Annotated in this window: 16 protein-coding genes and 1 tRNA gene; 11 read left to right on the top strand and 6 right to left on the bottom strand. The window is 61.7% G+C overall.

Annotated features, from left to right (window positions below; all coding sequences use genetic code 11):
- Positions 1-86 precede the first annotated feature (86 nt).
- Positions 87-1310 carry a phosphate regulon sensor histidine kinase PhoR gene (gene phoR, locus GGD57_RS27560; protein ID WP_184473349.1) on the bottom strand — a complete coding sequence of 408 codons (1224 nt, stop codon included), beginning with the start codon at positions 1308-1310 and terminating at the stop codon, positions 87-89.
- A 241-nt stretch (positions 1311-1551) separates the two neighbouring features.
- On the opposite strand from phoR, the gene ppk2 reads away from it, so the two are divergent.
- A complete protein-coding gene (gene ppk2, locus GGD57_RS27555; RefSeq protein ID WP_184473335.1) occupies positions 1552-2433 on the top strand; it encodes a polyphosphate kinase 2 in 882 nt (293 codons plus the stop codon).
- A 351-nt stretch (positions 2434-2784) separates the two neighbouring features.
- On the opposite strand, the gene GGD57_RS27550 is transcribed toward ppk2, so the two are convergent.
- Complete coding sequence (locus GGD57_RS27550; RefSeq protein ID WP_184473334.1) at positions 2785-3984, bottom strand: regulator; 1200 nt, start codon at positions 3982-3984, stop codon at positions 2785-2787.
- A 288-nt stretch (positions 3985-4272) separates the two neighbouring features.
- Between GGD57_RS27550 and GGD57_RS27545 the strand changes: the two genes are divergently transcribed.
- From GGD57_RS27545 to GGD57_RS27515, 7 genes are all read left to right on the top strand, one after another.
- Positions 4273-5232, top strand: a complete 960-nt coding sequence (locus GGD57_RS27545; protein ID WP_184473333.1) for an NAD(P)H-dependent flavin oxidoreductase — start codon at positions 4273-4275, stop codon at positions 5230-5232.
- Between the two features lie 121 nt (positions 5233-5353).
- Positions 5354-5429, top strand: a tRNA-Thr gene (locus tag GGD57_RS27540).
- Positions 5430-5602: 173 nt separating this feature from the next.
- A complete protein-coding gene (locus tag GGD57_RS27535; RefSeq protein WP_184473332.1) occupies positions 5603-6076 on the top strand; it encodes a hypothetical protein in 474 nt (157 codons plus the stop codon).
- Positions 6077-6333: 257 nt separating this feature from the next.
- A complete protein-coding gene (locus GGD57_RS29490) occupies positions 6334-6789 on the top strand; it encodes a type II toxin-antitoxin system RelE/ParE family toxin (protein WP_348646004.1) in 456 nt (151 codons plus the stop codon).
- Between the two features lies 1 nt (position 6790).
- Positions 6791-7111 (top strand): addiction module antidote protein, encoded by a 321-nt coding sequence (locus tag GGD57_RS27525; RefSeq protein WP_184473331.1) that lies wholly within the window; start codon positions 6791-6793, stop codon positions 7109-7111.
- A gap of 270 nt (positions 7112-7381) precedes the next feature.
- A complete protein-coding gene (locus GGD57_RS27520; protein ID WP_184473330.1) occupies positions 7382-7762 on the top strand; it encodes a hypothetical protein in 381 nt (126 codons plus the stop codon).
- 231 nt (positions 7763-7993) lie between these two features.
- Positions 7994-9484 carry an MDR family MFS transporter gene (locus tag GGD57_RS27515; protein WP_184473329.1) on the top strand — a complete coding sequence of 497 codons (1491 nt, stop codon included), beginning with the start codon at positions 7994-7996 and terminating at the stop codon, positions 9482-9484.
- A 99-nt stretch (positions 9485-9583) separates the two neighbouring features.
- On the opposite strand, the gene GGD57_RS27510 is transcribed toward GGD57_RS27515, so the two are convergent.
- The 3 genes from GGD57_RS27510 to GGD57_RS27500 form a co-directional block, all read right to left on the bottom strand.
- Positions 9584-9805 carry a hypothetical protein gene (locus tag GGD57_RS27510; protein WP_184473328.1) on the bottom strand — a complete coding sequence of 74 codons (222 nt, stop codon included), beginning with the start codon at positions 9803-9805 and terminating at the stop codon, positions 9584-9586.
- 128 nt (positions 9806-9933) lie between these two features.
- Positions 9934-11913, bottom strand: coding sequence for an ABC transporter ATP-binding protein/permease (locus tag GGD57_RS27505; RefSeq protein WP_184473347.1), 1980 nt, complete (start codon positions 11911-11913; stop codon positions 9934-9936).
- A gap of 32 nt (positions 11914-11945) precedes the next feature.
- Positions 11946-12944, bottom strand: a complete 999-nt coding sequence (locus GGD57_RS27500) for a GlxA family transcriptional regulator (RefSeq protein WP_184473346.1) — start codon at positions 12942-12944, stop codon at positions 11946-11948.
- A gap of 74 nt (positions 12945-13018) precedes the next feature.
- Between GGD57_RS27500 and GGD57_RS27495 the strand changes: the two genes are divergently transcribed.
- Positions 13019-13696, top strand: a complete 678-nt coding sequence (locus tag GGD57_RS27495; protein WP_184473327.1) for a DJ-1/PfpI family protein — start codon at positions 13019-13021, stop codon at positions 13694-13696.
- 94 nt (positions 13697-13790) lie between these two features.
- Here the strand turns inward: GGD57_RS27495 and GGD57_RS27490 are convergent, their stop codons facing one another.
- Positions 13791-14690 (bottom strand): GntR family transcriptional regulator, encoded by a 900-nt coding sequence (locus tag GGD57_RS27490; protein WP_184473326.1) that lies wholly within the window; start codon positions 14688-14690, stop codon positions 13791-13793.
- A 299-nt stretch (positions 14691-14989) separates the two neighbouring features.
- Between GGD57_RS27490 and GGD57_RS27485 the strand changes: the two genes are divergently transcribed.
- Entirely contained in the window at positions 14990-16492 is a 1503-nt protein-coding gene (locus tag GGD57_RS27485; RefSeq protein ID WP_184473325.1) for a UxaA family hydrolase, read from the top strand.
- Between the two features lie 90 nt (positions 16493-16582).
- Positions 16583-17602, top strand: a complete 1020-nt coding sequence (locus GGD57_RS27480) for an aldo/keto reductase (RefSeq protein WP_184473345.1) — start codon at positions 16583-16585, stop codon at positions 17600-17602.
- Positions 17603-17610: the final 8 nt, after the last annotated feature.

Below are 17610 nucleotides of genomic sequence, written 5' to 3'. Positions count from 1 at the left end.
TCATCCGCCTGCCGGCACCTTTGTAAACCGGGCGAAGCGGGATAGCCGCGACCTCTCCGTTCCTCGCAGACCTCTCACAGGACACGTCAGAAGCGGACGGTGAAATCGGTGCCCTTGCCGACTTCGGATTTGACGATCAGGCGGGCGCGGTGGCGGGTGAGGATGTGTTTGACGATGGCGAGGCCGAGGCCGGTGCCTTTTTTCGAGCGGCTGTCTTCGATGCTGACGCGGTAGAAACGCTCGGTCAGGCGCGGCACATGCTCGGCCGGAATGCCCGGCCCCTTGTCGATGATGCTGACCTCGACCGGCTCACCGGCGCCGTTCTTCAGCCAGACATCGACGACCTCGCCCTCCTGGCCGTATTTGCAGGCATTTTCCATCAGGTTCTCGAAGACTTGGACAAGCTCGTCGCGGTCTCCCAGCACCTCGACCTTGCCATCCGGCAGATGCAGGTTGATGGCGACCCCGACATCCCTTGCCAGCGGCACCAGCGAATCCCGGACATGGCCGAGCAGCGGCACCAGATCGATCTTCTCGTCCGGGGCGATATGCGATTTCAGCTCCAGCCGCGACAGCGACAAAAGATCGTCGACCAGCCGGCTCATGCGCGTCGTCTGATCGAACATGATGGCGAGGAAACGCGCCTGCGCCTTCAGATCGTTCTTCGCCGGCCCCTGGATGGTCTCGATGAAGCCGCGCAGCGAGGCAAGCGGCGTGCGCAGCTCATGGCTGGCATTGGCGACGAAATCCGACCGCATGCGGTCGATGCGGCGGACCTCTGAAATATCGCGGAAGGAGAGGATGAAATAACGTTCGCGCACGCCCTCTTCGGCCGCGAATTCAATGGGCGCGCTGCGCACGATATAGACGCGCTCTGAGGGCAGCCGCTCGGCATGCTCGATCTGGTTCGGGGCGTTGGTGGCGATGGTTTCGCGTACCATGTCGAGCACACCAGGCGAGCGCAGACGGGCCGATATATGGGCGCCGAGCGCCATCTCGCCGAAGGCCTTTTCGGCGGCGCGGTTCTGGAAAAGCACCGAAGCGTCGTCGGACAGCACCATGACCGGGATGTCGAGGCCGGAAAGCGTGGCGGAAATCTCCGGCAGCCGGCTCGGCGGCGCTTCCGGCTCGATCTTCGCCGGCTCGACGGGCTCGGCCTTGATGACAGGCGCCTCGTTGAAGAGCGCGGTCAGGACCATGGCCAGCAGGAGACCGAACACGACCCATTTGTTCATGCCGGCGGCAAGGGCGACAAGGGCGCTGAGGATTGCCGCAAGCAGCACCGGCCGCTCGCGCCGGATGCGCGCCAACAGGCTGGTTGTCCACGATGTTTCGTCTTGCAAGTGCCCTCGCGGCGTCGATTCGTTTATATTTATATTGAACTCTGCCTGATAGCGGCGATTCATGACAGAAATTTTCCGGATGCCGCCGTGATGCGAAGGGCCGCAGCCAAAACCCATGAAAAATTATCGACCGACCGCGAAAGATTTGATTTTCAACGGTAACTGTGTTCGCCTGAGAGAAAGAACCGATCGGGCTGAGGAGAGGCACATGGGCGAGGACGTCGAAAGCAGGGCCGTGGCGCTGGATATTCGCGGAGAGAAACGCATCTTCGATGTCGACGATCCCGTTCTGCCGGATTGGGTGGAGGAACACGCGCTTGAATCCGGCGAATTTCCCTACAAGAAGAAACTCAAGGAAGAAGATTATGTCGAGCAGCTGGAAAAGCTGCAGGTGGAACTCGTCAAGGTGCAGTTCTGGCTGCAGGCGACCGGCAAGCGGGTGATGGCGCTGTTCGAAGGCCGCGATGCGGCCGGCAAGGGCGGGGCGATCTCGGCTTCCGCGGCGAATATGAACCCCCGCCTTGCCCGCGTCGTGGCGTTGACGAAGCCGACCGAGCGCGAACAGGGGCAATGGTATTTCCAGCGTTATGTCGCGCAGTTTCCGACCGCGGGCGAATTCGTGCTGTTCGACCGCTCCTGGTACAACCGCGCCGGCGTCGAGCCGGTGATGGGCTTCTGCACGCCGCAGCAATACGAGGATTTTCTCAAACAGGCGCCGCAGCTTGAAAAAATCATCGCCCATGAGGGCATCTTCTTCTTCAAATTCTATCTCGATATCGGCCGCGAGATGCAGCTGAAGCGCTTCCACGACCGCCGGCACGACCCGCTGAAAGTCTGGAAACTATCGTCGATGGATATAGCGGCGCTGACGAAATGGAACGATTACAGCGAAAAGCGCGACCGGATGCTGAAGGAAACCCATACGGATTTCGCGCCGTGGACGGTGATCCGCGCCAACGACAAGCGGCGGGCCCGCCTCGAACTGATCCGCCACATGCTGAACCGGATGGATTATGACGGCAAGGACAAGAAGGTGCTCGGCACCGTCGATGAGGAGATCATCGGCTCCGGGCATGGATTCTTGAAATAAGGCTTCCTGGAACAGGCGGCGAGCGGAAAGCCGGAGCCATTGGCTTCGCCGAGGCTGGCACAAAATCACCGCGCGCTCGCGCTACTTGCCACACAGGCTCCCCCCCTCCGTCGTCCTCGGGCTTGACCCGAGGACCCATGCGGGTGAGCACTTCATTTCTGTTGAACTGAGGCGACCGCCACCCAACAAATTCAAGCGAAGCGCTTGCGGCATGGATACTCGGGTCAAGCCCGAGTATGACGGAGAGTGGGGGGCGAGATGAGCAAGAGGCGAGACGCCCGGAAGAATTTCACCAAATGAGCCAGCGGCTTTGCGTGAGGATCGCGTAAAATAAAAGGTGGCAATTCCACATCATTGCCCCGGCAGGATGCGGATGGCGAAGAGGTTGATGCCGCGCGCCTTGCCGTCGAGATCGCTGTTGATGACAAGCGTGCCCGGCGCATTCGGCGCCAGCGAGCGGTCGAACTTCACCTGCAGCAGCGCATCCGATTTTTCCCGGGTGACGTTGAAGCGATGGCGGGCGCAATTGCCGAGCGACTGGAAATTGCATTCGACGGTGACCTGCGTCGGCTCGTCGCTGGTCGACTGCAGCGTCAGCGCGATCGTCGAGGATTTGCCGGCCAACTGCTGCAGCACCGAAGGCGGCACGCTGATGGCGATATTGCCGTCGGCTGCACCGCTTTCAGAAATCAGGCGGATGGCGGGGCCGTCATTCTCGGCGATTTTTTCGGTGCGCGCCCGCGGGCCGCTCTGGATCTTGTCGGCGTCGTCGGGCTTGAACAGCGGGATCCAATCGGCCGAAAAACTGTTCTGCGGATCGATGGTCACCGGCTCATCGGTGTGAGGGGTCGCTTTTGCGGCGCTGTCGTCATTGCCGGTGAAATCCTCCGGCTGGGTGCTGGCCGGCGGGTTGGCGACGCTGGTGTCGCGTTCGGCCGCCGTCAGCAGCAGGCCCGATGTATGCGCCCACCAGGCGCCGATGCCGATGAAGGCGAGCAGCACGCACCAGACGAGAAGCCGCGAAAAGAATTTGCGCGGCTTGCGGCGGCCTGCCGCCCGCTCCGGGCGGAAATCCATGTCGGTGGCGCGCTGGCCGCGCAGAAGCCGCTCGTCGCCGACCGGGGCCGCGGCCAGATGATCGGTACTGCCGGCATGCACGTCGTCGAGGCTGAAATCGTCGCGGCGGCCGTGGGCCACCTCGGGAGCGCGGCTCCGTGCATCTGCCCCGGGGCCGTCGATGAGATTGTCGATATCGGCCACGTCACCCCGATGAACCGGCGGCGCCGGCATTTCAACGACCGGCGGCACGGGCACTTCAGGCGGCCTCTGGCGCGGGTGAAGGCGGTCGCGCTCCTCGCTTTCGATGGCGTGGATGGTGCTTTCCAGGCGATGGCGGTGATGGGCGACGACCTCGGTATCGGTGATATCCTGCTTGCGCAGGCCGGCTTCCAGCGCCTGGCGGGCCGACTGATAGATCCTCGCTCGAACCTCCGGATTGTCGCGCTCGAAATTGTCGAGCGCTGTTCTGATGGCCGTTTCTAATCCGCTCACGTCAAGTCCTTCACCTTGAACTCGGCATCGGACTGCAATCCCCGCCGTTCTCCATCAAAATTCGGTAGCGGCAAGTGCGGCAAACCGCAAGCCTTGCGCGGGCGGGCCGCGGTTGATCGGCGGGGATAATCGGCAGGTTTCAGCGCTTGCGGACCTTATATGATGAGCTGTCTCGGGCTGATATATTCGCGGCGAAATCGGCGAAGGCATGGCAGCCGCTCTTTTATCGTCTTTTCTTCTCTGTTATGAGATTGACGTTTTCGTAAACGTCAATGGAAGCGATGGACCATGGCCCTGCCCCCGATCCTCAAGGACAAATTGAGACTGCCGGTCATCGGCTCGCCGCTGTTCATCATCTCGCATCCCAAGCTGACGCTGGCGCAATGCAAGGCGGGTGTGATCGGCGCCTTTCCGGCGCTGAACGCCCGGCCGGAAAGCCAGCTCGACGAATGGCTGGCGGAGATTACCGAAGAACTCGCCCGTCACGACGCCGCCCATCCCGATCGGCCGGCCGCCCCCTTTGCCGTCAACCAGATCGTCCACATGTCGAACAAGCGGCTGGAGCACGACCTGTCGCTCTGCGTCAAATACAAGGTGCCTGTTGTGATCTCCTCGCTCGGCGCCGTGCCGGAGGTGAATGCCGCCGTGCATTCCTATGGCGGCATCGTGCTGCACGACATCATCAACAACCGCCACGCCCATTCGGCCATCCGCAAGGGTGCGGACGGGCTGATTGCGGTCGCATCCGGCGCCGGCGGCCATGCCGGCACGCTCTCGCCCTTCGCGCTGATCCAGGAAATCCGTGAATGGTTCGACGGGCCGCTGCTGCTTGCCGGGGCGATTGCCACCGGCGGCGCCATCCTTGCGGCAGAGGCGATGGGCGCCGACATGGCCTATATCGGCTCGCCCTTCATCGCCACGCAGGAGGCGCGCGCCAGCGAAGCCTACAAGCAGGCGATCGTCGAAGGGGCTGCCGGCGACATCGTCTATTCCAACTATTTCACCGGCATACACGGCAATTATCTCAAGCCCTCGATCGTGGCCGCCGGCATGGACCCGGACAATCTGCCTCCGGCCGATCCCTCGAAGATGGATTTCGAGCAGGCAACCGGCGGCGCCAAGGCCTGGAAGGACATCTGGGGCAGCGGCCAGGGCATCAGTGCCGTCAAGGCCGTCGAGCCGGTGGAAAAACTCGTCGACCGGCTGGAGGCCGAATACAAGGCGGCGCGCGCCCGGCTGGCGCTCTGAGGCGCGCCTTCCCGGCCCTTCCCTCTTTTTTGCCAAAGGCATGACAGGGCGCTTGAAATCTTCGGACAATGGCTGTATCAGCGCCATGCAAATCGTGGGCCGCATGCTTCGGCCCTGAGATGCCGCTTTAGCTCAGGTGGTAGAGCACATCATTCGTAATGATGGGGTCGCAGGTTCGAGTCCTGCAAGCGGCACCATTTTTCCTCTCTTAAAATTCTGCATCCACCTTTAGACTGGCCTTGGCGAGTCGTCAGGGAAAGCGTCAACGGCTTGAGGGCTTCTTCACTCAAGGCGGCTGGGCTGCCCTTCGTCGACATATGCGTGACCGATATCGATCGAACGCGAGCAGGTTTGGCAATTGGGAGGATCTATGCGGACATCGCTTTTCAGCATCGCGCTTTTCACACTTACCCTGTCCGCTGCGCAGGCAAAAGACTTTCCCCTCGCCTCCTGTGCCGGATGGAACGGAACGCTCGTCAGCAAGACCGGCACCGATACAAGCAATGCAGTGATGGAAGGCAAGCTCACTCGGGCCGACTTCCAGGAATATTGCAAGCGAGACCCGGGATGGGAGACAAAAGCCCATGGCGGCAAACTGACCGTCAAGCAGTGCGTGGCGATGTACACGAAGGAGAATGGGGAAGACACTTTCCGCTCCACCGCCAATTGCAGCGAAGGCACGCTCTCCTTCGAACCTTCTGCCGGAACACCGCAGAGTGTCACTTTCCCGCTACCGGAGAATTCAGACGTCTCGTGCGCTTCGGGGATGCCGCCGCTGATCGAGCAGTTCAGCCTTCTCTGCCCTCAGGCAGCGCGGGAGTTTCATTTGATGGATGACGAATGACGGGTGGCGGTGCAACAGCGCCATAGACTCGCGCTTCACTCACCTTGCCGATTTGATGGGCAAAAGATGATGCAGTCCCTCTTATCCCGCTTCGGCTCTTTTGTGCATCAAACGATCGCCTATATCAGCGCCACGCAAATCGCAGGCCGCATGCTTCGGCCGTCAAAGTGCCGCCTTCGCTTCAGTCGTTAGAACGCAATTGAGCGGGTCGCATATCAGCTGTATCCTTGGAAGCGACTCTGCTATTGGATACGCCAATGGCCTCAGACGAAACACCTGAAGAAAAGCTGCCCGCCGCAATATTTGGCGAAATAGAGGAACCGGTTGCCAAGCAGCCGCGACCTGCCGGCGAACACCCCGGCGGCCGAACCTCCGATCAACAAAAAGTTGACTATTCCCGACAGGGCGTTAATTATAGTTCACAGAAATACACAGTCCTTCAGACAAGCGAATTCCGGAAATGGCTGCGCAAACTGAAGGACCGGAATGCAAGGGACCGTATTGTCACGCGCATCGTTCGTGCGGAGGCCGGCAATTTGGGAGACCACAAGTTCTTCGATGGCATCGGGGAATTGAGGCTCGACTACGGTCCTGGGTATCGTTTGTATTTTGCAATGCAGGGGCACGTTGTCGTTATTCTTCTGTGTGGGGGCGACAAGGACAGCCAGGAGCGGGACATTAAGCGAGCAATCGAAATGTCCAAGGAGATATGAGATGCCACTCGAAATCGTACCGTTCGACGCAACCGAATTTCTGGATACCGAAGAATCTCAGACTCATCTCATTGAAGATGCATTCGAGAGCGGGGATGCTGGTTATATTGCGCACGCATTGGGTGTCGTTGCAAAAGCTCGTGGCATGTCACAAGTCGCCCGGAATGCCGGCGTTACCCGTGAGGCTCTGTACAAATCTCTGAGTGAAAAAGGCGACCCAAAGCTCTCGACGCTCATCGGTGTAGCTGCAGCTCTCGGATACAAGCTGACAGCGACGCCCGTGGATGCTTCGGCGCGCGAGGACGAGCGCCGATCTGCTTAGCAAGTACCGGCCGCATGATTCGAAGCTGAGGCCGCTCCGGGGTTTAAACAGATTTCGAGCCTTGATAGCCCGCTTGTCCCGCCCACATTCCCGTTTTAACGCTACGATAGCTGCTCGACGCGTTCTGCTTGGATACAACCGAGCCACGCCACCAGCAGTTGCGCATCGAGGTTTCCGCCCCGATCAAACGACCGTGAAGACAACAACCGCGACAGGAACATGCTACTACCGAACTGGTTTCTCCCTGTGACAACAAGCATGGAGAAAATCATGTCCTGCAAATTCATCGCGATATCGCTGCTTTCCATCGGCCTTGCCGGCCCGGCGCTGGCGCAGGCGGCGGGCGGGGCGGATTCCAGTGGGCGGCTTTCGGTGGCGCCGGTTATCGGATCGGGGAATTCGGGCGGTGGTTCCGCCGGCACCGGTTCGGCTGGCACCGGCTCTACCGGCACCAATTCGCAGGGCAGCGGTTCCGTCGGCACCGATCCCGGCACGACCGGCAGCACCAGTGGCAATGGCGGGGTCGAGCTCAATCGCGGCCGCAGCACGATCAATCCCGGTGGGGTCAATCCGGATCTGCAGCCGACGCCGAATTGCACCGCCGGTTCCGCGGATGGCGGCGGGTCGGGCGGCGAGGCCTGCCCGCAATGAGGGCGGATGGGCCCCCTGACTTTCTGACGAAATGAGGCTCCGGGCGAAGGCGCCGGGGCCTTCGCTTCGGCCGCTCCCACATCGGACGAAAATAACGGCTGCCGCGGGAACGGCTTTACGACTCGCGACTGCGGACGTAAAACTACACGTCACTCCGCACTTGGCGCATTATCCCACACCCAGCCAGCCTGCCGTATTCCGGCGTCCGCGGAGCACCCGAAGAGGATCGTCATGTCGAATGCAGCGCATCGCTCGAACCGCGTGCTTGTCGTCGCCACCATCATGCTCGCCACCTTCATGGTGGCGATCGAGGCGACGATCGTGGCAACCGCCATGCCGCGCATCGTCGGGCAGCTCGGCGGCTTTTCCTATTACAGCTGGGTGTTTTCGGCCTTCCTGCTGGCGCAGTCGACGACGACCGTGATCTACGGCAAGCTTTCCGATATTTTCGGGCGCAAGCCGGTGCTGATCGGTGGCATCCTGATCTTCCTCGCCGGCTCTTTGCTCTGCGGCTTTGCCTGGTCGATGATGTCGCTGGTGCTGTTCCGGCTGCTGCAGGGGCTGGGCGCCGGCGCCATCCAGCCGGTGACGATGACGATCATCGGCGATCTCTTCAAGCTCGAGGAGCGCGGCCGGGTGCAGGGCGCGATGGCGACCGTCTGGGCGACATCTGCCGTCGTCGGGCCGCTCGCCGGCGGCATCATCGTCGACAATATTTCCTGGGCCTGGATCTTCTGGATCAACCTGCCGATCGGCATTCTCTCGATCATCGCCTTCATGATCTTTTTGAAAGAAGAGGTGGCGCACAAGCAGGCGAAGATCGATTACCTCGGCGCGCTGCTGTTTTCTATCTCGATCGTGGCGCTGCTCGTCATGCTGACGGAGACCGATGCCGGCGCCTGGATCCTGATTTCACTTTTCGCCGTCTTCGTGGTCGCCGGCATTCTCTTCCTCGCGCAGGAAAAGCGGGCGCCGGAGCCGATCATTTCGATCCCGCTCTGGAGCCGAAGGCTGATCGCCACCAGCAATGCGGCAACGCTGCTCGCCGGCATGGCGCTGATCGGGCTTTCCACCATCCTGCCGATCTATGTGCAGGGCGTGCTCGGCCGCTCACCGATCGTTGCCGGCTTCACGCTCACCATGCTGGTCGTCGGCTGGCCTTTGGCGGTTATGCTCTCCAGCCGCTTCTACAGGGCTTTCGGCATTCGCCGCACACTGCGCGTCGGCAGCCTGATGTTTCCCTTCGGCGCCTGCTTCCTCTTGTTTCTGACGCCGGAAAGTTCGCCCGCCCTTGCCGGCGTCGGTTCCTTCTTCATGGGCTTCGGCATGGGTCTGATCAGCTTGACCAGCATCGTGCTGGTGCAGGACAGCGTCGAATGGTCGATGCGCGGCAGCGCCACCGCCTCGATCATCTTTGCCCGCAGCCTCGGCAATACGCTCGGCGCCACCGTGCTCGGCGCGATCCTGAACGCCGGCATCAACCACTATGCGAGCGGTGAGGCGGCAGCGGGCCTGCATGAGGCGCTCAACCAGCCGACCGGGCTCTCGGCGCTCGCCGCCGATCCGGCAATCCGCGCCGTCTTCGATGCGGCGCTGCACTGGAGCTTCTGGGGCGTGGTCGTCGTCGCGGTGCTGACCTTCTTCACCACCTGGCTGATCCCGGTCGGCCATGGCTGGAAGCGCGAAGAGGCGGCGGTCGCAAGCGAGGCCGCTTCGCATTGAGCGGGATCAGCGAGAGCGAAAACGGGCGTCTCGACGCCGCTCGCCGTCGACAAGATTGTCTGACAAGGCAGAGGTTCGAGAGCGAGGTCGAAAAGGCGTTTAAGACAGCGTTACCAGCACGTCCAAAAGAACCGACGGTGAACTGAGGAAACCTCCGGCAACAAGGCCGACAAAACCAAGCGCCAACGCTCCGACAAAGCCGTGACTTTGCCAACCGTAGCTGGCGCCCACGGCTGTGGCCGTCATGACGATCGAAACGGTCCATACGATTTTGACCAATGAGATCAAGCGGCGGATAACTGTTGGTTTTTCTTGCGTCACGGCGCAAAGTTACCCTCTGAAGCACCTGGATAACCAGCATATAATACTGAACTTTTTTCCTACCAAGAATTTGCCTGTCTGCTGCCGTCAAATTTTAACCGCTAGCTTTCCATTCGGGGCTGCGCTGCCTAATTCGAACTGGTGCCGCCCTTCTGCAGGGAGCGGCGGTTCTCCAGGACGCGTGAAAACAGGTTGCCTTTTCTCTTGCGCGGGACGAGATCGATATCGCTGACGAGCTTTGCGCCGCCCCGGCGTCGCTCCAGCGTGATCTTGCGGCTATGGAAGGCTTCCAGCTCGACGCGATGGGCGACGCTGATGATGGTCACTTCAGGCAATTCATGGATCACCATCTGCATCATCCGGTCCTGGCTCTTCTCATCAAGCGCCGAGGTTGCTTCATCCAGCACGATGATATCGGGCGTGTGCAGCAAGAGACGCGCAAAGGCGAGCCGCTGCTTTTCGCCACCCGACAGGGTCTGGTCCCACGGCGCGTCTTCCTCGATCCTGTCTTTCAGGTAATCCAGTCCCACCTTGTCGAGGGCCGCCTTGATCTGATCCGCCGTCCAGCGATCGGCAGCGCCGGGATAGGCAACCGCACGGCGCAGCGTCCCGGAGGGGATATAGGGCCGTTGCGGCAACATGAACAATCGCCGGTCGGGGTGGAAATCGACGCTGCCTTCGCCCCACGGCCAGAGACCGGCGATCGCCCGCACCAGCGTGCTCTTGCCCGAACCGGATTCACCGGCCACCAGCACCCGCTCGCCGGGTTCGATCGCCACCCGGGTTTCCTTGACCACGGCAGTGCCATCATCGAGCGACACGGAGAGATCGTTGAGGCTGAGCATCGCCTCGCCTTGCGTGTCACCATGCTTGATGCGTCCGAGAGCGTCGCTCTGTTCGGCCCGCTCCAACCCATCGAGCGACATCATCAGCGAAGCGACACGCCTGGCACAGGCGTTCCAATCGGCAAGACGGGGATAGTTGTCGACCAGCCATCCGAACGCGCCCTGAACGATGGCGAAAGCGGAGGCCGCCTGCATGACCTGTCCGAGGCTCATGCTGCCTTCGAGAAATTTCGGGGCGCACAGCAGCACCGGCACGACAGGCGCTATCAGCATCGATCCATGCGACACCAGCGTCGTGCGCATGTGCTGGCGGGCGAGCAGCGCCCATTGCGCGAGCACTTTGGCAAAGGTCTTGTGGAGGTCGTTGCGCTCCTCCTCTTCACCGCCGAGCAAGGCGATGCTTTCGCCGTTTTCCCGCACATGCGTCAGCGTATAGCGAAATTCGGCTTCCGTCTGGTTTTTGGTCTCGGAGACCTGGACGAAATGCCGGCCGATGACCGCCATCGAGCTGGAGGTGATCGCGGCGTAGAGGACGGCGGTGACGACGAGAAAGCCGGGAATGGTGGCAGTCAAACCGGCGATCGGTAGAGTGAGGGCGCCGCCGATCGTCCAGAGCACGATGATAAAGGTCGAGGCCGAGAGAAAGGCCGATATGACACCGGCGATGAAATCGACCGGGGCTTCGGTGGCAATCCGCAAATCCTCGGAAATGCGGGCTTCGGGGTTCTTGTGGTCGCCGCCGATGAGGTTCAGCTGATAGTAACGGCCATTTGCCAGCCAGCGGCCGATGACTGCGGTCGTCAGCCAGGACCGCCAGCGGCGCTGGATCATCATGCGAAGGGCGACCTGCGTGGTGACGACGGCGACGGTTCCGAGCACGAGCGGCAGGAAGACGGCGCTGAGGAAATAGACGGTGCCGGCATCGTGTCGCTCTATGGCGTCGAAAATTGCCCGGTTCCAGCGATTGATCCCATATTGGAAGCCGACATTGATGCCGATCAGGGCCAGCAGCCCGAGTGTGCACGGCCAGGCGAGCCTCTCGCCGCTGCGGCCCCAGTAACGGCGCGCGCTGATCCAGAACCGTTTGAGCAGATATTTCTTGCGCGCCTGCTCGGCCTCCTCGGGCGTGAGTTCCGGGCTGGGTTCATTGACCTCCGGCGGCGGCACGACCTCGACAGTCGATGCCTTCTCTTCGGTCGACGTCTTGGAACCCTGCGGTTCGGGGCCGTCGACCGATTTCGGATGAAGTTTAGCGCCGGTCATAAGCACGATAACGGCTTATGGATCAGAAGGTTTCATGAGGGTGGTGTGGAGGGTCGTAGCGGAGTCTGCCTGGCGAAACGCTCACGATAGGCTTTTGGGCTGGTGCCGAAGTGGCGCAGGAATACCCTTCTCATGGTTTCCTCCGACCCGAAACCACAACGCCTGGAGACCCTGGCAACGGACTGGCCTTCATCCAGCAGGCGTCGGGCGGTTTCGATCCGTATGTCTTCGATCGCGCGGGCTGGCGTCAGCCCTGTTGCCTGCCGATAATGCCGCGAAAAACTGCGAGAACTCATGTTGACCCGCTCGGCGAGTGCCGCCAGCGGCAACGGGCCGCTCAGATTTTCGATGATCCATGCGTGCAGTTGGTCGAAACGCCCGTCATTTTCCTGCAGCGAGAAGACGGTGCTGAATTGCGACTGTCCCCCCGGTCGCTTCAGAAAAACCACCAACTGCCTCCCAACAGCGAGCGCTGCCCTCCGACCCAGGTCGATCTCGATGAGCGCTAAGGCAAGGTCGATCCCCGCTGTCACGCCAGCCGATGTCCACATGTCGCCATCACGGATAAAAATAGGGTCGGGATCGAGGCGAACCAGCGGAAAGCGTTTCGCGAATTCCGCGCAACGCTGCCAGTGCGTGACGATACGCCGTCCGTCGAGCAATCCGGCTGTCGCCAGCAAAAATGCACCGCTGCAAACGGAAGCGGTGCGCCGCGCCGCCTTCGAGCGGCATTTGACCCATTCCACCAGATCGCGGTTTTCACAAGCCGCATTGACACCCCAGCCTCCCGCCACGACAAGCGTGTCCAACGGCGTATCTGTCGACGGCAGCGGCGAGGTTGCCAAAGCGAGGCCCGCCGATGTTTTCACCTCAGCGCATTCCGCCACCACGACAGTCTCATAGGGTCTCGGTTTGCCCTCGAGCACTGCCAGATCGTTTGCCGTTGCAAAGACCTGCAACGGTCCTGCCACATCGAGGAGTTGGCTATCAGGGAAGGTCAGAATTTCGATACGGCGAGTGCGATTTGGCATAAACCGAGGGATGATTGGCAAACACGCCAATTATTGCTCCATTAGGATCGGGAAAGTCAATCAGGAGTTTCCCCATGCCTCTTTCGTTCGGAATCCTCGTCTTCCCCGATGTTCAGCAACTTGACCTCACCGGCCCTTACGAGGTCTTCGCCTCGGCTGAAGACACAGAGGTTCACCTGATCTGGAAGGATTTGCAGCCGCTCCTGGCCTCCACACGGCTGACTTTGAGGCCAACCACGACCTTTGCGGGATGCCCGCCACTCGACGTTCTCTGCATTCCGGGCGGAAGCGGTATCAACGCACTGCTGCTCGACGAGATGGTGCTGGCTTTTGTTCGAGAGCGGGCGGCAAAGGCAAGCTACGTCACATCCGTCTGCACTGGTGCGCTGGTGCTGGGGGCGGCGGGGCTGCTCAAGGGCAAACGCGCTACGACCCATTGGAATGCGCTCGATTTCCTTCCTCGCTTTGGCGCCACGCCTGTCGAGGAGCGTGTCGTCCAGGATGGTAATCTGATCACCGCAGGCGGCGTAACCTCGGGCATCGATTTCGGACTATCCGTCATCGGCGAGCTTCTCGGGCGAACGGAAGCCGAAACGATCCAACTCGCGCTGGAATATGCGCCCGCACCGCCGTTTTCTTCCGGCACGCCGAAGGAAGCATCAGTGAAAGTGCTGGGAGATGCGAGGCAGCGTCTTTCCGCATCGCGCGCCGCGCGCGAGAGGATATTGTCTCAATTGCCGAGAGATAGTTGAAGGGGAAGTGATCGGCTTGGCGACGGCCGTCCATGAAGCCGTGTTCATAGCAAACTCTCTTCATGGCGCGTGGTTCGGCGTTTCCCTCCCTACCTCAGCCGCTCTCGCTCGCCATCTGCGGCAGGGATTGCAGCAGGGTCTGGCGGGCGGAGTGCAGGTGGGCGCGGCAGGCTTTTTCGATCGCGGCCTGGTCGCCGGATTCAAGGGCGGCGATATAATCCAGATGTTCGTGGATGGCGCGCTCGTTGCGCTCGCGGGCGGCGGTCTTGTTCCACTGGTAGTGATAGTGGAAGACGATGGCGATCGCATCGTAGAAATCGGCGATGAAGCGGTTTTTCGAGGCGCGGTGGATCAGCAGGTGGAAGCGTTCGTCGAGGACGGAGAAATCCCGGAAGCGCTGGTTGATGTCGGCAAGCATGGCGTGATGGTCGTCGCGGATGGCGGCAAGATCGGCCCAGGCCTGATGGCCTTTGGGAAGCCGGCCGAATTCGGCCGCCGAGTGCAGCTCGAACATCTCGCGCACATCGGCCAGTTCGAGAGCGAATTCGCGGGTAAAGCCTTTGAGCGTCCAGTGGCTGTTCGGCCGTTTCTCGATCAGGCCGAAGCGGGAGAAGCGGATCAGGAATTCGCGCACGCTGGTCGTGCCGGTGCCGATCTCGCGGGCAAGCTCCAGCTCGTTGATCTGCATGCCGGGCGCGGCATCGTCGGCCAGGATGCGCTGCATGAAGCTGCGCTCGATGATGTCATGCAGGGAATCGGTTTCTTCAGAGGGAAAGAGGTCGCGGTCGGTCGGCTGGCGCAGCACGGTCTTCTGGCGCTTGTTCCAGCGGATGATGCCTTCTTCGCTGAGCCGCGTCAGGATGGCGCGCGCCGTCGAGCGGCTGACACCGAGCTGGGCGGCGATCTCCGGCTCCGAAGGCAGGGCGGTATCCGTGCGGAGCGCCGCGGCATACCTGTTATAGGCTTCCTTGAAGACCGTGTTCTGCCTTGCCATCAGACCCCCGCTTTTCGCCCGCGTGTCGGAACCACCATCCCCGCTCGAGAAGCAGGACGGCGCCGGACCGGGGCTTGTTCAAACGACCATTAGCGTATTTCCAGCCGTCTGCGGCTCATTGCCTCCCTCGTCCACAGGATGAATATTCCCGTTGACTTGAAAATGTTTATTGTAGATAAAAAACAAAATCAATGCGCATTCGCCGATGCAGCGAGCGTTTCTGAGTTCAACAGCGAGAGCAGGATGCCGCCCGAAAACCGCTTGGGGTTTTTCGGCATCATGCTCCAGGGAGAAGAGACTTGGACAAACTGCCTTGGATCATCCTGTCGGCCGGCGACAATGTCGCGGTCGCAACGGGCTCAATCGCGCCGGGTTCGACGGTTGCCGGCATTACGGCCCGTGAGAAGATCGACCCCGGCCACAAGGTGGCGATATCAGATATCCCGCTGGGATCCCCCGTCGTCAAATACGGCCAGGCGATCGGCCGCACCACGGCCGAGGTCAAGGCCGGCGACCATGTGCACAGCCACAATCTGCATTTCGAAAACGACCGGCTGGCCGCGACCGCCAACTCGGCACCGGAAACGGCGACCGCCGAAGACAAGGCGCGCAGCTTCATGGGCTATCGGCGCGCCGACGGGCGGGCGGCGACACGCAACTATATCGGCATCATCGCCAGCGTGAACTGTTCCACCACGGTCTGCCGGGCGATCGCCGACGAGGCGAACCGGACGATCCTGCCGCATTACGAGGGCATCGACGGTTTCGTGCCGATCGTGCACGACCAGGGCTGCGGCATGAGCTCGACCGGTGACGGCATGAACGTGCTGCATCGCACGCTTGCCGGCTATACCAGGCATGTCAATTTCGGCGGCGTGCTGATGATCGGCCTGGGCTGCGAGGTCAACCAGCTGACGCTGTACGGCCAGAGCGGTGCCGGTGCCGCCAAGCGGCATTTCAACATCCAGGATGCCGGCGGCTCGCGCCGCGCGGTCGAGCGCGCCATGGGCATACTGCGCGAAATTGCCGCCGATGTCGGCAAGGAGAAGCGCGTGCCGATCTCGGTCGGCGAGATCATCATCGGCCTGCAGTGCGGCGGCTCGGACGGCTTTTCCGGCATCACCGCCAATCCCGCGCTGGGTGTCGCCGCCGATCTCCTGGCAGCGGCCGGCGGCACGGCGATCCTGTCGGAGACTTCGGAAATCTACGGCGCCGAACATCTGCTGCGCAGCCGCGCCGTCAGCGACGAGGTGGCCAGGAAGCTCGACGAGAAGATCGCCTGGTGGGAAGACTATGTCGCCCTGCACGGCGCCTCGCTCGACAACAACCCGTCGCCCGGCAACAAGCGCGGCGGGCTGACCACCATCCTGGAAAAGTCGCTCGGCGCGGTTGCCAAGGGCGGCCGCTCGCCGCTGACGGCGGTCTATGGTTATGCCGAGCGCGTCACCGCCCCCGGCCTCGTCTTCATGGACACACCCGGTTACGACCCGGTTTCGGCGACCGGCCAGGTGGCCGGCGGCGCCAACATGATCGCCTTTACCACGGGCCGCGGCAGCTGTTTCGGCTGCCGGCCGGCGCCGTCCTTGAAGCTTTCCAGCAATTCGGCGCTCTATGCCTCGATGGAAGAGGATATGGACATCGATTGCGGCACGATCGCCACCGGTGATGCGACGATCAGCGGCAAGGGCCGCGAGATCTTCGAACTGATCGTCGACACGGCCTCGGGCAAGAAGACCAAGAGCGAGCTCTTCGGCTACGGCGACAATGAATTCGTGCCCTGGCATCTGGGCGCAACGCTCTAATCCTTGTTTTACGCGCTTCCCGGAGCCGCTTCACGGCTTTCCCGGGATGGCCTGAGATAGCGAATTTCTAATTCTTCGCGAGGAGGAATGATGAAGACGAGACGGATCGGCAAGACCAGGCTCGAGGTGACCGAAATCAGTTTCGGCGCGGCAGCGCTCGGCGGTCTTTACCGCGCATGCCCGCGCGAGGCGGCGATCGACACGCTGCAGGCGGCCTGGGACAGCGGCATCCGCTATTTCGACGTGGCGCCCTGGTATGGGCTGGGCCTTGCCGAACGCCGCGTCGGCGATTTCCTGCGTGATCAGGCGGATGGCGCCTACGTGCTGTCCACCAAGGTCGGCCGGCTGCTGCGGCCGGTGCCGACCGGCACCGTGCCCAATTACGGCTATATCGATCCGCTCTCCTTCGATGCCGATTACGACTATTCCTATGACGGCATCATGCGCTCGGTCGAGTTCAGCTATGCCCGCCTCGGCCTCAACCGCATCGACATTCTCTACGTGCACGATCTCGGCGGCTACACACATGGCGCGGCAAAAAATGCCGTCCACCTGAAACAGTTTCTCGATTCCGGCGTGAAGGCGCTGGAGGAGCTTCGCTCGTCAGGCGCGATTTCCGCCTTCGGCCTCGGCGTCAACGAAGTGCCGGTCTGCCTCGACGTCATGCGCCATGCCGACCTCGACTGCATCCTGCTCGCCGGCCGTTATACGCTGCTCGACCGCTCGGCCGTTGCCGAACTTTTGCCGCTCTGCCGGCAGAAGGGCACCTCGCTTGTCGTCGGCGGCGTCTTCAATTCCGGCATTCTCGCCACCGGCCCGGTGCCGGGCTCGCATTTCGACTATATGCCGGCCACCGACGACGTGCTGGCCAAGGTCGGCGCCATGGAGGCGATCGCCAAAAGCCACGGGGTGCCGCTCGCCGCTCCGGCGCTTCAATTTCCGTTGCGCGAGCCGATCGTTGCATCGGTGCTGATCGGTACAGCCAAGCCTTCGAGCCTGACTCGCAACATGGAAATCGTCGAACCGCGGCTGGCCGACGCGATCTACGGCGAATTCGAACCCTATACGCTGGTCGCGCCGCCGCTTGGCGCTGACGCCGTGCGAGTCTGAGGAGACAC

Origin of the sequence: Rhizobium esperanzae, from assembly GCF_014197615.1 — a bacterium.
Lineage (GTDB): Bacteria > Pseudomonadota > Alphaproteobacteria > Rhizobiales > Rhizobiaceae > Rhizobium > Rhizobium esperanzae_A.
Note: the sequence above shows the minus strand (reverse complement) of the source record. Positions and strands in the feature narration are given on the sequence as shown.